The organism is Massilia sp. TS11 (genome assembly GCF_022012445.1).
Taxonomy (GTDB): Bacteria; Pseudomonadota; Gammaproteobacteria; order Burkholderiales; family Burkholderiaceae_D; genus Telluria.
On sequence record NZ_JAKLTS010000009.1, the window covers coordinates 131,561 to 144,322 of the forward strand.

At 65.8% G+C, this 12,762-nt stretch carries 12 protein-coding genes; 6 read left to right on the forward strand and 6 right to left on the reverse strand.

Translation table 11 applies throughout. The features are described from left to right. The first annotated feature begins 5 nt into the window (after window positions 1–5). Complete coding sequence (locus tag LZ005_RS14960) at window positions 6–2,210, forward strand: S9 family peptidase (protein ID WP_237808938.1); 2,205 nt, start codon at window positions 6–8, stop codon at window positions 2,208–2,210. Window positions 2,211–2,341: 131 nt separating this feature from the next. On the opposite strand, the gene LZ005_RS14965 is transcribed toward LZ005_RS14960, so the two are convergent. After that, complete coding sequence (locus LZ005_RS14965) at window positions 2,342–4,942, reverse strand: M1 family metallopeptidase (RefSeq protein WP_237808939.1); 2,601 nt, start codon at window positions 4,940–4,942, stop codon at window positions 2,342–2,344. 188 nt (window positions 4,943–5,130) lie between these two features. Between LZ005_RS14965 and LZ005_RS14970 the strand changes: the two genes are divergently transcribed. Both LZ005_RS14970 and LZ005_RS14975 read left to right on the forward strand, forming a co-directional pair. Continuing rightward, complete coding sequence (locus tag LZ005_RS14970; RefSeq protein WP_237808940.1) at window positions 5,131–5,958, forward strand: HDOD domain-containing protein; 828 nt, start codon at window positions 5,131–5,133, stop codon at window positions 5,956–5,958. A gap of 120 nt (window positions 5,959–6,078) precedes the next feature. Further along, window positions 6,079–6,357 carry a flagellar protein FliT gene (locus LZ005_RS14975; RefSeq protein WP_237808941.1) on the forward strand — a complete coding sequence of 93 codons (279 nt, stop codon included), beginning with the start codon at window positions 6,079–6,081 and terminating at the stop codon, window positions 6,355–6,357. A 288-nt stretch (window positions 6,358–6,645) separates the two neighbouring features. Here LZ005_RS14975 and LZ005_RS14980 read toward each other — a convergent pair whose 3' ends face one another. Beyond that, window positions 6,646–7,773, reverse strand: coding sequence for a FimV family protein (locus tag LZ005_RS14980; protein WP_237808942.1), 1,128 nt, complete (start codon window positions 7,771–7,773; stop codon window positions 6,646–6,648). Window positions 7,774–7,872: 99 nt separating this feature from the next. Here LZ005_RS14980 and fumC point away from each other — a divergent pair, with 99 nt between their 5' ends. From fumC to LZ005_RS14995, 3 genes are read left to right on the forward strand one after another with little or no spacing between them, the layout of a single operon-like run. Further along, window positions 7,873–9,246 carry a class II fumarate hydratase gene (fumC, locus tag LZ005_RS14985; protein ID WP_237808943.1) on the forward strand — a complete coding sequence of 458 codons (1,374 nt, stop codon included), beginning with the start codon at window positions 7,873–7,875 and terminating at the stop codon, window positions 9,244–9,246. A 33-nt stretch (window positions 9,247–9,279) separates the two neighbouring features. After that, window positions 9,280–9,498 (forward strand): RNA-binding S4 domain-containing protein, encoded by a 219-nt coding sequence (locus LZ005_RS14990; RefSeq protein ID WP_237808944.1) that lies wholly within the window; start codon window positions 9,280–9,282, stop codon window positions 9,496–9,498. A 51-nt stretch (window positions 9,499–9,549) separates the two neighbouring features. Further along, window positions 9,550–9,840, forward strand: coding sequence for a DUF883 family protein (locus LZ005_RS14995; protein WP_237808945.1), 291 nt, complete (start codon window positions 9,550–9,552; stop codon window positions 9,838–9,840). Here LZ005_RS14995 and LZ005_RS15000 read toward each other — a convergent pair. The 4 genes from LZ005_RS15000 to LZ005_RS15015 form a co-directional block, all read right to left on the reverse strand. Beyond that, window positions 9,815–10,279 (reverse strand): DoxX family protein, encoded by a 465-nt coding sequence (locus LZ005_RS15000; RefSeq protein WP_237808946.1) that lies wholly within the window; start codon window positions 10,277–10,279, stop codon window positions 9,815–9,817. The two genes, LZ005_RS14995 and LZ005_RS15000, sit on opposite strands and share 26 nt — an antisense overlap. Window positions 10,280–10,318: 39 nt before the next feature. After that, entirely contained in the window at window positions 10,319–11,992 is a 1,674-nt protein-coding gene (locus LZ005_RS15005) for a DUF692 family multinuclear iron-containing protein (protein ID WP_237808947.1), read from the reverse strand. A gap of 78 nt (window positions 11,993–12,070) precedes the next feature. Next, window positions 12,071–12,343 (reverse strand): DUF2282 domain-containing protein, encoded by a 273-nt coding sequence (locus tag LZ005_RS15010; RefSeq protein WP_237808948.1) that lies wholly within the window; start codon window positions 12,341–12,343, stop codon window positions 12,071–12,073. Window positions 12,344–12,485: 142 nt separating this feature from the next. After that, window positions 12,486–12,677 carry a hypothetical protein gene (locus LZ005_RS15015; RefSeq protein ID WP_237808949.1) on the reverse strand — a complete coding sequence of 64 codons (192 nt, stop codon included), beginning with the start codon at window positions 12,675–12,677 and terminating at the stop codon, window positions 12,486–12,488. Between the last annotated feature and the right edge of the window lie 85 nt (window positions 12,678–12,762).

A 12,762-nucleotide genomic window follows, 5' to 3' on the forward strand; every position in this document is an offset into this window, starting at 1 on the left:
ACACCATGCGACGCTTATTCTGCTTGCTCACCGCATTGACTGGCTTATCGGCCAGCGCGGAACAACTGACCCTCGACCGCCTCTACGCCGACCCGGCCCTGTCCGGCCCCGGCGTGCGCAGCATGAAAGTCTCGCCGGACGGCAACCGCGTGAGCTTCCTGCGCGGCCGCCCCGACAACCAGTTCCAGCAGGATCTGTGGGAATTCAATATGCAGACCAAGCGCCTGCAGCGCCTGGTCGACTCCAAGCAGCTGGTGCCGCAGGAAAACCTGTCGCCCGAAGAAAAGGCGCGCCGCGAACGTGAGCGCACGGCCGCGCTGTCCGGCATTCTCAGCTACACCTGGTCGCCCGACGGCAAGCAGCTGCTGGTGCCGATCGCCGGCGACCTGTACCTGGTCGAGATCGTCAAGCCCGAGGCCGCGCGCAAGATCGCCAGCGGCGCCGTGGGCGACGCCAAGATTTCGCCCAAGGGCAAATACGTCTCCTACATCAAGGACCAGAACCTGTTCGTGATCGACCTGGCCAGCGGCGTCACGCGTCAGCTGACCAGCGACGGCAAGGGCACCGTCCACAATGGCGAGGCCGAGTTCATCGCCCAGGAGGAAATGGGCCAGCGCACCGGCTACTGGTGGGCGCCCGACGATTCGGCCATCGCCTTCAAGCGCTATGACGAAGCCAAGGTGCCGGTGGCGCGCCGCTTCGAAATCTACGCCAACCGCACCGACGTGATCGAGCAGCGCTATCCGGCCGCCGGCGACCCGAATGTGCAGATCAGCCTGAAGATCGTCTCGCCCGCGACCGGCGAGCAGAAGACCATCGACCTCGGTCCCGAGCAGGACATCTACCTGGTGCGCGCCGACTGGATGCCGGGCGCCAAACGCCTGGTCTACCAGCGCCAGAGCCGCGACCAGAAGCGGCTCGACCTGGTGGCCGTCGACGTCGACAGCCTGGCCCAGCAGACCCTGCTGAGCGAAACCTCGCCGACCTGGGTCAGCATCCACGAAGACCTGCGCTTCCTCAAGCAGCGCCAGGCCTTCCTGTGGGCGTCCGAGCGCAGCGGGCGCAATCACCTGTATCTGTACGACCTCAACGGCAAGCTGCTGCATGCCGTTTCCAAGGGCGACTGGGGGATCGACAATATCCTCGCCGTGGACGAAAAAGGCGGGCGTGTGATCGTCGCCTCCAACCGCGACAATGTGGTCGACAAGCAGGTGTATGCGCTGGCCCTCGACGGCAGCCAGGCCGATCAGCCGCAGCGCATCACGCGCGAGGACGGCTGGCACGAAGCCACGTTTGCCCCGAATGGCGCCCTGTTCGTCGACACCTATTCAAACCCCAGCCTGCCGCCCCAGGTCAGCATCCGCAAGCCCGATGGCAGCCTGATCGAATGGCTCGAGCACAATGAGGTCGGCCCCAATCATCCGTATGGCAAATACCTGAGCGACCACCTGCCGACCGAGTTCGGCAGCATGAAGGCCAAGGATGGCCAGACCCTGTACTACTCGCTGATCAAGCCCGCGCATTTCGATCCGGCGCGGCGCTACCCGGTGTTCCTGTCGACCTATGGCGGGCCGCACTCGCAGCACGTCAAGCGCGCATGGGGCAATCTGTTCGACCAATACATGGCCCAGCAAGGCTTCGTCGTGTTCCGCCTCGACAACCGCGGTTCACATCGGCGCGAGCGCGCCTTCACCGACGTGATCTACCAGAACCTCGGCAAGGCCGAAGTGGAAGACCAGGTGAGCGGCATCGAGTGGCTGGCGCAGCAGCCCTGGGTCGACGCCAAGCGCGTCGGCGTGTTCGGCTGGAGCTATGGCGGCTTCATGACGCTGCGCCTGCTGGCCGGCGCCTCCGACAAGATCGCGATTGGCGCCTCGGTGGCACCGGTGACCGACTGGAGCCTGTACGACACCCACTACACCGAGCAATTCGTCGGCGGCACCCCGAAGAGCGTGCCCGAGGCCTACCAGCGCAGCGGCGTATTCGGCCATCTGGACGGATTGAAGTCGAAGCTGCTGCTGGTGCACGGCATGGCTGACGACAACGTCCTGTTCACGAACACGACCAAGCTGATCGACGCCCTGGTCGCGCGCAACATCCACTTCGATCTGATGACCTACCCCGGCGCCAAGCACGGCATCTCCGGCCGCGCCAACCAGCGCCATGTGTACGGCCTGATCGCCGAGTTCTTCAAGAAAAACCTCCAGTAACTACACGGGGTCAGGTCCGGCAATCGGACATCCGAGAACTAAAAAGCCCACGAATTGTCGTTCTGAGAGGACGACATTCTGTGGGCTTTTTAGTTCTCGGATGTCCGATTGCCGGACCTGACCCCGTTCAGTTATAGGGCGGTGCGGATTTGGGGGAGGAGCTTGGCTTTGAGCTGGGCGCGCACGCGGATCGCGGCGGCCACGCGCTTGGACTCGGTCTGGGCCTCGGGCGGCAGCTGGGACTGGGTCCAGGCGTCGAGCTGGTCGGCTCGGGCGCTGTCGCTGGCGCCAGCCAGCACGCTCGGGAACAGGCGCGGCGCATTGACGGCGTCGACAAACTTCATCAGCTCGTCTTTGTGCGCGGTGGCGTAGGCCCAGGCCTGGTCGAGGTGCTGGGCACGCGCGATCGCCGGTAACAGGCGTAGCTTGACGGTCGCCGAGACGTCCTCGCGCAGCAGCAGCGCCAGGCTGCGCTCGGCCAGCGCGGGGTCGCGCGCGGCAGCCATCGCGCCGAAATAGCGGTTGCGCTCTTCGGTGCTGGTGCTGGCGAAAGCGAGCTGGTGCAGGGCCTCGTAGGTGGCGGCGTCGGCATGGCGGCCGGCCACCTGCACGACGAAATCGAGCAGCGAGGTGGGCACACTGCTGGGCTTGGCCCGGAAGGCGCTGAAGCGGCGCTGGGCTTCGGCAATCGTGGCGGCATCGCCGGCATCGGCCAGGGCCATCGCCAGCAGGGCGCGCAGTTCGCGCTCTTCCACCGTCTCGCCGGGCTTTTCATCCCAGCCGAGCTGGTCGAAGCGGGGCTTGATCAGCTTGATCATGGCGGCGCGCACCTTGGCGTTCTCGGGCGTGCCCTGGCTCAGGCTGTTGAGGGTGCTGAAATTGGCGCTCAGCACGTCCCAGATCGCGAGGCGCGGCTCCTGGCCGTAGCGCGCAGCCAGATCGAGGTAACTGCCGAGCTGGCTGCGGTCGGCCATGACCAGGGCCCAGCTGTCGGTCAGCAGTTTCAGGCGCGCCGGGTCGGGCAGCTTGGGCAGCTCCTGGATCAGGGCGGCGAAGCTGGCTGCGTCGTACTGCACGCGGTAGTAGCCGACGGCCCAGGGATCGAGCACGAGGCTGCCTTCGCAGCTGGGCAGCACGAGGCTGCCCTTGGCGTCGTTCAGCAGATAGGGCTGGCTGCGCCCGTTGATGGTGCCGACCGCCACCGGCACCGGCCAGACCAGGGGCGCGGGCGCACTGCCGTCGACGCGGAACATCTCCTGGCTGAAACTGAGCACGCGCTTGCCCTGCTCGCAGCGCTGGCTGACCGTCAGCAGCGGGAAGCCGGGCTGGGTGGTCCAGGCCGACGCGAGCTTTTCGACCGGCTTGCCGGAGGCCTGCTCGAGCGCGGCCCACAGGTCGGCCGTGGTGGTGTTCGAATACTGGTGGCGGGCCATATAGGTGCGCATGCCGCGCCGGAAGGCTTCCTCGCCCAGATAGTTCTCCAGCATGCGCAGGAAGGCCTGGCCTTTGCCGTAGGTGATGCTGTCGAACGCATCGGCCGCCTCGGCCTCGTTGTTCACCGGCGACTGGATCGGGTGGGTGGTCTTGCGCGCATCTTGGTTCATCACGCTTTCGCGCTCGGCCGTGGCATCCAGCCAGGGACGCCATTCGGGATGGAAGTGCTCGCTGGCCTTGGTGCCCATCCAGGATGCAAAACCTTCGTTCAGCCACAGATTGTCCCACCAGGCCATGGTCACCAGATTGCCGAACCACTGGTGAGCGGTCTCGTGCGCCACCACCTGGAAGGAGGTGCGCTTGACGCGCTCGGGGCTGCGCGCCGGATCGTACAGGATGGACGCTTCGTTATAGATGATGCCGCCCCAGTTCTCCATGGCGCCGGGGAAACCGCCCGGGATCGCGATATGGTCGAGCTTGGGCAGCGGGTAGTTCTGGCCGAAGTAGTTGTTGTAGTAGCGCAGCAGATCGCGCGAGCTGTTCAGGGCGAAAGCCGCCTGGGCCTGCTTGCCCGGGGTGGTGACGACGCCGATCTCGACCCCGTCCTGCTGGGTGGTACTGCGCTCGAGCTCGCCCACGGCCAGCACGAACAGGTAGGACGGCATCTTGGGCGTGGTGGCGAAGCGGATGCGCTGGGTGTTGGCATCGAGCTTTTCCTGCTTTTCGATCGGCATATTCGCCACGGCGCGCAGATTGGCCGGCACGTCGACGGTCAGCTTGAAGCGCGCGCGGAAGGCCGGTTCGTCCCAGCTGGGCAGGATGCGGCGCGCGTCGCTCGGCTCGAGATTGGTGGCGATCATCGGCTTGCCGCCCGGGTAGCTCAGGCGGAACAGGCCGCGCCCGTCCTCGGTGATCTGGCCGCGCCATTTGATCGACAGGCTGTAGCGGCCCGGCGCCAGCTCCTTGTCGAGGGCGAAGCGCAGCAGCTGCTTGTCCTTGTCGAGCTCGGGCTTGAGCACCAGCGACAGGCCCTTGCCCGCCAGGCTGGCGCTGTCGATCTCGAGCTGGTCGGCATTGAGAACGATCTCGCGCACCGGGCTCAGCACGTCGATCTCGACCGTTTCGGCGCCGAGGAAGCGGCGGTTGGCCACATCCGGCGTCAGGTGGACGGCGTATTGCTGCGGCACCAGCTGCTTGGGCAGCTTGCCGGGGGTGTTGGCGAAAGAGAATGGGCTTTCGGCATGGGCGGCACAGGCCAGCGCGATGCTGGCGGCCAGGACAGTCGTGGTCAGGCGCATGGTGGTCTTGTCAATAAAACGCAGGTTTTCTCCCAGCCTGCACTGTAAGCCCAAGCCGGGCCAGCGCGGCCGATTTTGCGACAGACTGCACAAATCGCGCCCCAGCCGGTGGGAAAGCTGAAATTCTTGGCCCAGGCCCGGGGTTTGGATTTATAGTGCCACCCATCTGCCGAACGATGGAGACGTGCATGAAACTCGAAGCCCTGTTCCAGAACCCGCATGCCCTGCCGACCGCGCCCAAGGTGGTCGAGGAGCTGATCGCCAGCTTCGACAATGCCGGCGTGACGACCCAGGAAATCGCCAAGAAGCTCGCGACCGACCCCGTGCTCAGCGCCAAGCTGCTGCGCCTGGCCAATTCGGCCTACTACCATGTGTCGCGCTCGATTGGCACGGTCGATGATGCGGTGATGATGCTGGGCTTTGTCACGGTGCGCACCCTGGTCATCAGTTCGGGCCTGGTCACCGGCTTCAAGACGGTGCCGGGCATGGACCTGAAAACTTTCTGGCGCTACAGCCTGCACTCGGCCGTCGGCGCCAAATGGCTGGCCAAGACCTGCAAAGAAAACATGGACCTGGCCTTCACCATCGGCATGATGCATGCGATCGGCCAGCTGGTCATGCACGCGGCCATGCCCGAGCAGGCCATGCAGCTCGACAAAACCGCCCTGCCCCTCAGCCATGGCCGTTTCGACGCCGAACAGGCGGCCTTCGGCTACACCTTTGCCGATGTCGGCGCCGAACTGGCCAACCGCTGGAAGTTCCCGCCTGTGTTCGCCAGCACGATCCGCGCCTTCCCCGCGCCTCAGGGCGAGAGCGGGATCGACCGCATGGCCGCCCTCATCCACCTGGCCGCCTGGCGCGCCCGCTGCGACGAGGCGCATGCCAGCCGCGAGGACATGCTGGCCCAGTTCCCGAGCGCCGTGGCCGGCGCCCTCGGCCTGAGCGAAGCGGCCCTGCTGGACGAGATGCCGCCACCGGCCGAGCTGGCGGCGGGCCTCGAAGAGTTGGTGAAATGACCACAATCTCGGGGCGGCGAAAAATTTTTAAATTTTTTTTCAAAAAACCCTAAAGTTCCGGAATCGGCTGCCGTAAAGAGGGGATAAGCAGTAATCCACCCAGAGACAAAGGCGGCCGATATGACCTCGAACGAAGTCCTCGCGATGTACGAAAATATTGCTGGCATCACTGCCAAGATGGCCGTGGCTGCACGTGCCGGCGATATGGACAGCCTGGGCCGCCTGGAAGCCGACGTGGCCAGCGAAACCCGCGCCATCGCCAGCGGCGTCCCTGCCCTGAGCGGCGACGCCCGTCAGCGCAAGATCGAACTGCTCAAGCAAATCATGGCCAACGACCGCGCCGTGCGCGACGTGACCGAACCGTGGCAAGGCCAGCTCGCTGGCATCATGACCCACTAAGCCCCGGAAAAAACACAAGCAGAAAAGGAAAAAGCGCCCCGAGAGGCGCTTTTTGTTTAGAGAGCGAACGCCGGGCATCTCCCGGCTGTCGCCTCTTGCCGGTTGCATCCGGCGTCCTCGCACGCTGTTGTGCGTCAGACCGCTTCCGGGACAGGCGTTTCATCAACGACTACCTGCTTGCGCGTCACACTATCTCTGGTGACTGCGCGAGGTCCTGCCCCGTCTTTGTGCGAGATTTTAAAAATCTCACAACTTCAGTATAGCCGATTTTGGCAGCTTGTGTATACATCAGCTTTCCAGGCTCGGCTCTTCATGTTGCTCGGGTGCCGGTGCGGCGCCCTTGCTTTCTTTACGACGCAGGCGGCCGAAAACTTTAGCCATCAGACCCGGCTTGCCCTCTTTCGGTGCAGCGTCTTTCTTGCCCTTCTTGGCTTTTTTGCGGCTCAGCATGAACCAGCCCCCGCCAGCGAGGGCCAGCACCGCGCCGCCTATGCTGCCCAGCATGACCCAGTCGGTCTGCGGACCTTTCTTCTCGGCCTTGCCGTTCTTGCTGGCCTTGGCCGAGGCGGCGGCAGGGTGCGCGGCGCTGGCGCTGGCCTCCTCATGGACTGGCGGCGGTGCGGCCTCGGCATGGGCGGACGCGGACGCGGACGCGTCGCCGTGGGCCGAGGCCGAATCGGCTGCCTCGTGCTCGGCGGCGGCCGCGCTGGCACTGGCCTTGGCGCTGGCGCTCGCGCTGGCGCTCGCGCTGGCGCCCAGACCGGCCTGCAGGGTCTTGACCTTGCTCTCCAGCGCCGCCAGCTGGGCATTCAATTCGGCGTTGCGGGTAGCGAGGATGGCGCAGGTGCGTGCACTGCGCCCGCAGGCGCCACTCGGCTCGGGCGCCGGTTTCGGATAGCTGACCTGGCGGCGCGCGCGCTCGATGGCGGCCTGCAGGGCCGGCGACGGCGGCGGTTCCTCGGTCAGCGCGGCGGCCGGCTCGGGCGGTGTGACCGGCGCCGGCGGCCGCGGGTCCTGGTCGAACCACAGGGTCGCCAGGCGCACGATCTGCTGGCGGCTATTGCTCAGCTCCAGATACAGATGCAGGTAATTCGACTGGACCGGGCGCACCGAGGTCACATGCAGGAACATTTTGCCGTCGCGCCGCATCACAGACATATGCACATAGGAGAGCACCGGGTCCATGGCGACGTTGGCGCCGCGGTACACGTCCTGGCGCGCCAGGCGCACGTTCAGGCTGTTCAGGTCCTCTTCGGTCGGCTGCAGCAGTTCGATGTCAGCAATGATTGGCTGGCCGATGTAGGATTTCACCACGGGCTCGCCGAGCTCGGCCGCATGCGCCGCGGCGGCGGCCAGCGCCAGCACGAGCGCCGCGCCAGCAGTGCGCAGCGTGTGGATGTAAGATAAAGCTTTCAAGAAATACCAATCATTGTGTTATCGGGCCTTGGCGTTATTAACGATCATAAACCCTGAAGTCTTTAATCGGAGCGGCAAATCATGTCTTCGGATAGCAGAATGGAACGCGACAGCTTCGGCCCGATCGCCGTGCCCGGCGAGCGCCTGTGGGGCGCCCAGACCCAGCGTTCGCTCGAATTCTTCAAGATTTCCAGCGAACGCATGGCGCCGGAACTGATTGCCGCCCTGGCCCGCGTCAAGCGCGCGGCGGCCGTGGTCAACCGCGACCTGGGCGAACTGGCGCCGGCCAAGGCCCAGGCCATCATCATCGCCGCCGACGAAGTCCTGGCCGGCCTGCATGCGTACGAATTTCCGCTCTCGGTCTGGCAGACCGGCTCGGGCACCCAGACCAATATGAACATGAACGAGGTGCTGGCCAACCGCGCCTCCCAGCTGCTCGGCGGGGACATCGGCCCGGGCCGCCTGCTGCATCCGAATGACGAGGTCAACCACGGCCAATCCTCGAACGACATCTTCCCCACTGCCATGCACGTGGCCGCCGCGCTGGCGCTCGACCGCAGCGTGCTGCCCGCGCTCGACCGCCTGCACGCGACCCTGGGCGCGCTGGCCGAGGCCTTTGCCGAAGTCGTCAAAATCGGCCGTACCCACCTGCAGGATGCCACCCCGCTGACCCTGGGTCAGGCCTTTTCGGGGCTGGCGGCCCAGCTGCATCTGGCGCGCACGGCCATCGCCGGCGCCACCGCCCCGCTGCTGGCCCTGGCGGCGGGCGGCACCGCCGTCGGTACCGGGCTCAACGCGCATCCCGAATTCGGCCCGCGCATCGCGGCCGAACTGGCGCGCGACACCGGCCTGCCCTTCGTCACGGCCGACAATAAATTCGCCGCCCTGGCCGGGCACGAGCCGCTGGTGGCGGCCCACGGCGCCCTCAAGACCCTGGCTACGGCCCTCAACAAGCTGGCCAATGATGTGCGCTGGATGGCCTCGGGTCCGCGCTCGGGCCTGGGCGAAATCAGCATTCCCGAAAACGAGCCGGGCAGCTCCATCATGCCGGGCAAAGTCAATCCCACCCAGTGCGAGGCGCTCAGCATGGTGTGCTACCAGGTGCTGGCCAATGATGTGGCCATCGGCCTGGGTGCGGCGGCCGGCAACTTCGAGCTGAACGTGTACAAGCCCCTGATTGCCCACAATTTTCTGCAAAGCGCGCGCCTGCTGGCCGATGCCATGGACTCGTTCGACCTGCATTGCGCGCGCGGCATCACGCCGAATTTGCCGCGCATCCAGCAGCTGCTCGACGCCTCGCTGATGCTGGTCACGGCCCTGACCCCGCATATCGGCTACGACAAGGCGGCCGAGATCGCCAAGAAAGCGCAGCGCGACGGCAGCAGCCTGCGCGAAGCCGCGCTCGCCCTCGGCTATGTCAGCGCCGAGCAGTATGCGCAGTGGATCGATCCGCTCGCCATGACCCACCCGTGATAGACTACGCGCCCTCTTGTGATCGGACCGACTATGCAGCAACTCCAATTCGACCTCGACGGTGAATTCGTCGAACTCAACCAGTTGCTGAAACTGGCCGGCCTGTGCGACAGCGGCGGCGCCGGCAAGCAGATCGTGGCCAGCGGCATGGTCAAGGTCGACGGCGTGCAGGAGCTGCGCAAGACGGCCAAGATCCGCGCCGGCCAGCGCGTGACGCTCGGCGACGTGAGCATTTCAGTGAAAAGCGCATAAAAGTACTTGCGCTGAGGCAATGTTGGGCTACACTCTTGAAAGAGGACCCGCATGGACCAGCCACCGAACACCCCACCGGACCAGGCGCGCCTGATCGGCGACCTGCGTCAAGTCATTGAAAACGCTGAGGAATTGCTCAAGAACACGGGGCAATTCACGAGCGAGGACTATGCGCGGGCGCGCAGCAAGCTGGCCGAGGCCCTGACCCACGCCACCGATGAACTGGTGCGCATCGAGGATGCCCACCTGCTGCGCATGATCGCCGCCACCGAGGACGCCTGCCGGCGCCACGCCGAACCAAGCGGCGAAGCGCGCATCATGCGCGCATTTTCCGACGAATAAGCGCGTCCAGGGCCAGCCGCCCGGGGCCGATCGCGCACAGGGCCAGCAGCAGCCAGCCCCAGTAGAAATGCTGGTTGATGGCGGCCGGGCAATCGAATTCAAACAGGCGCGGATAGGACAGCACGGCCACCGCATTGACCGCGAACAGCGCGAGCGCGGCCGGGCGCGTCAGCAAGCCACTCCACAGCAGCAGCGGCAGCAGCAATTCGCCGCCCGCCCCCAGCACGGCCGCCAGCGCGGGCGGCAGCAGCGGCACATGGTATTCCTCGCGAAACAGGGCCAGGGTCGCGTCCCAGTCGTGCAGTTTGACCAGGCCGGAGGCGAAGAACTGCCAGCCCACATAGGCGCGCAGCAGCAGGCTCATCAGGGTAGCGCCCCAGTCGGCGATCAGAGCGTCAAAGCGCGCGGACGCGCGCAGCGCGGGCAGAAGGATGTGCATAGGTTGTCGGATAGCGGGTTGAACGGGCAGGCCTGCCGTTCAGTCCGGCTTATGCACACCGACGAACAGGCCCAGCGTGATCCACTGCGCCAGCGCGGCGCCGGGATCGAAGTCTTGGTCGGCGGCGCAAGCCAAATCTAACGCCGCGCCAAAAGTTTTTCCTTCGGCAAGCGCCTGCAGGGCGAGGAAAGCCGCCGGCGTCAGCGCGGCCAGCTCGGCCTTCCAGTGCGGGCGCGCGACCACGGCCTGGCTGGGCCGGCCCCAGTCCTCGGGGAAGGCCTGGCCGCTGTCGGGCTGGTGGGCCAGCCACAGCGGCACCACCGCATACTCGGAGCGCAGCAGGCTGCAGGCCGGATGTAGACGCAGACCGCTCGCCTCCAGCTCGACCGGGTCGAGCGCGGCGAAGTCCTGCACGCTCAGGGCGCTGGCGTCGGGCGCATAGTAGGCCTGCTGCAGCGCCCATTCGAGCCGCGCCATGTCGGGCAGATAGGGCAAGCTGCGGACATGCTCGAATTCCGCCAGAAAGCTGGCGAAGCGGCCGCCGAACTGGTTGAGATCGGGGTCCTCGGACGGACAGGCGCGGCCGAAGGCGCGCGTCAGGGCGCTGAAAAATTCCTCGCCGACCAGAGCGCGCACAACGGGGAAAGCCGCGCTCAGCACCTTGTCCCAGGTCGCGCTGAGGTTGCCGCGGTAGAGGGCCAGCCGCTCGGCCGCCTGCTCGCCCTTGAGTTGCACCAGCACGGCCGGCGTGGCGTCGACGTCGAACAGCGCCGCCGAAAAATCCTGCTGCAGGGCGGCCAGCGGCCCGCTCGCGGCGATCTGGCTGAAACCGGAACCACTGCCCGACACATGGGGGTCGCGCGCGGTCGGAAAGCGCGCCAGGATGGCGCGCGCCTGGGCCGCTTCATCGAGCAGCACGGACAAGTCGGGAATATCGGTATCCCATTCGATCAGGGTCGGCACCTGGCCCAGACGGTCGAGCGCCGCCTCATACAGGCGCCACACAGCCGGGGCCACGCGGTCGCCATGGTGGTCGACCACGGCCAGATCGGTGACCAAATGGCCGGCCAGATGGATCTCGCCGACGCTGCCGCGCGCCAGGCTGGCGATGGCGCGCATCGGGTCCTCGCCGTGGTTGCGGTAATTCACGTACAGGTTGTTGACGTCGAGCAGAATCCGGCAGCCCGTGCGGCGCGCCAGCGCAGACAGAAACTCGGCCTCGCTCATGGCATCGGCGGCAAAGCGCAGATAGGTCGAGACGTTCTCCACCAGAATCGGGCGGCCCAGGGTCTCCTGCACGAGGTCGACACGTTCGGCCAGCAGATCGAGGGCGGCCTGATCGAGCTGCAGCGGCAGCAGGTCATTGAGCTGGCGGTCGGCCACCGCGCCCCAGCTCAGGTGCTCGGACACCAGGGCCGGCTCGATCGCCTCGACCAGGGCCCGCACGCGCTCCAGATGGCGGCGCGAAAAGCCGCGTGCCGAGCCGAGGCCGAGGCCGACGCCGTGCAGCGACAGCGCATAGTCGGCGCGCAGGCGGCGCAGCACTTCCCAGTCCCAGCCGGCGCGGCCGATAAAATTTTCGGTATGAACTTCGAGCCAGTCAGCCGCCTGTTTCTCCGCCAGGAAGGCGCGGTAATGGGGTGCGCGCAGCCCGACGCCGACACCCAGGGCGGGCAGCACGGGAAAGACAGGAACGGCAGGCGGCAGAGCCATCGGCGTGTATTGACATGAACGGGCGTCTGAGCATTGTAGCCTTTGACGCCCGCCAATTGCATGTTTTTTACATCCTAATCATTTCTTTTCGCCAACGTTCATTTTCTCGGCCATCATTTTGCCGCCCATTTTCTCGCAGCTGCCCTTGGCCACGAACTTCCATTCGTTCGGGGCATTGTCCTTCTTGGACTGGCCGGCGCAGGAATGGGTGCCGTCGCCGGTGGCGCAGTCGTTCTGGCCGGCCTTGGCGATGCCGTAGCACTTTTCCTTGTCGGCCATTTTGTCGGCGGCGGAAGCGCTGACACAGGCGGTGGCGAGGGCGGCGGCGATGAGGGCGTGACGTTTGTTCATGGCAGATCTCCTTTTCGATTATCAATGGGGTATCGAGCACAGTGCCGATACGCCATCAGTCGGACGGGAGCGCACTTCCTTACACGCCAAAAAGAAAAAACCCGGCTGAGGCCGGGTTTTCTTGCGGGGCTAAGCGGCCAGATCAGGCAGCGCTATCGGCCTTGGCGTGCTTCTTGGCAGCCTTCTTGTGGTGCTTGGCCTTTTTGTGGGCCTTTTTAGCGGCCGGGGCAGCGGCGGCATCCGCGGACGGAGCAGCGGCCGGCGCCGGAGTCTGCGCGAACGCGGTGCCCATGGCGAACGAAGCGGCGATGAGGGCGGCGATCAGTTTTTTCATGCTGTTTCCTTTGAAGTTAGACGTCCGTAATTACGGACGCCTGCCTGTAACGCAGGGAGCCGCGTTTATGTTGACGCGCTCCGGC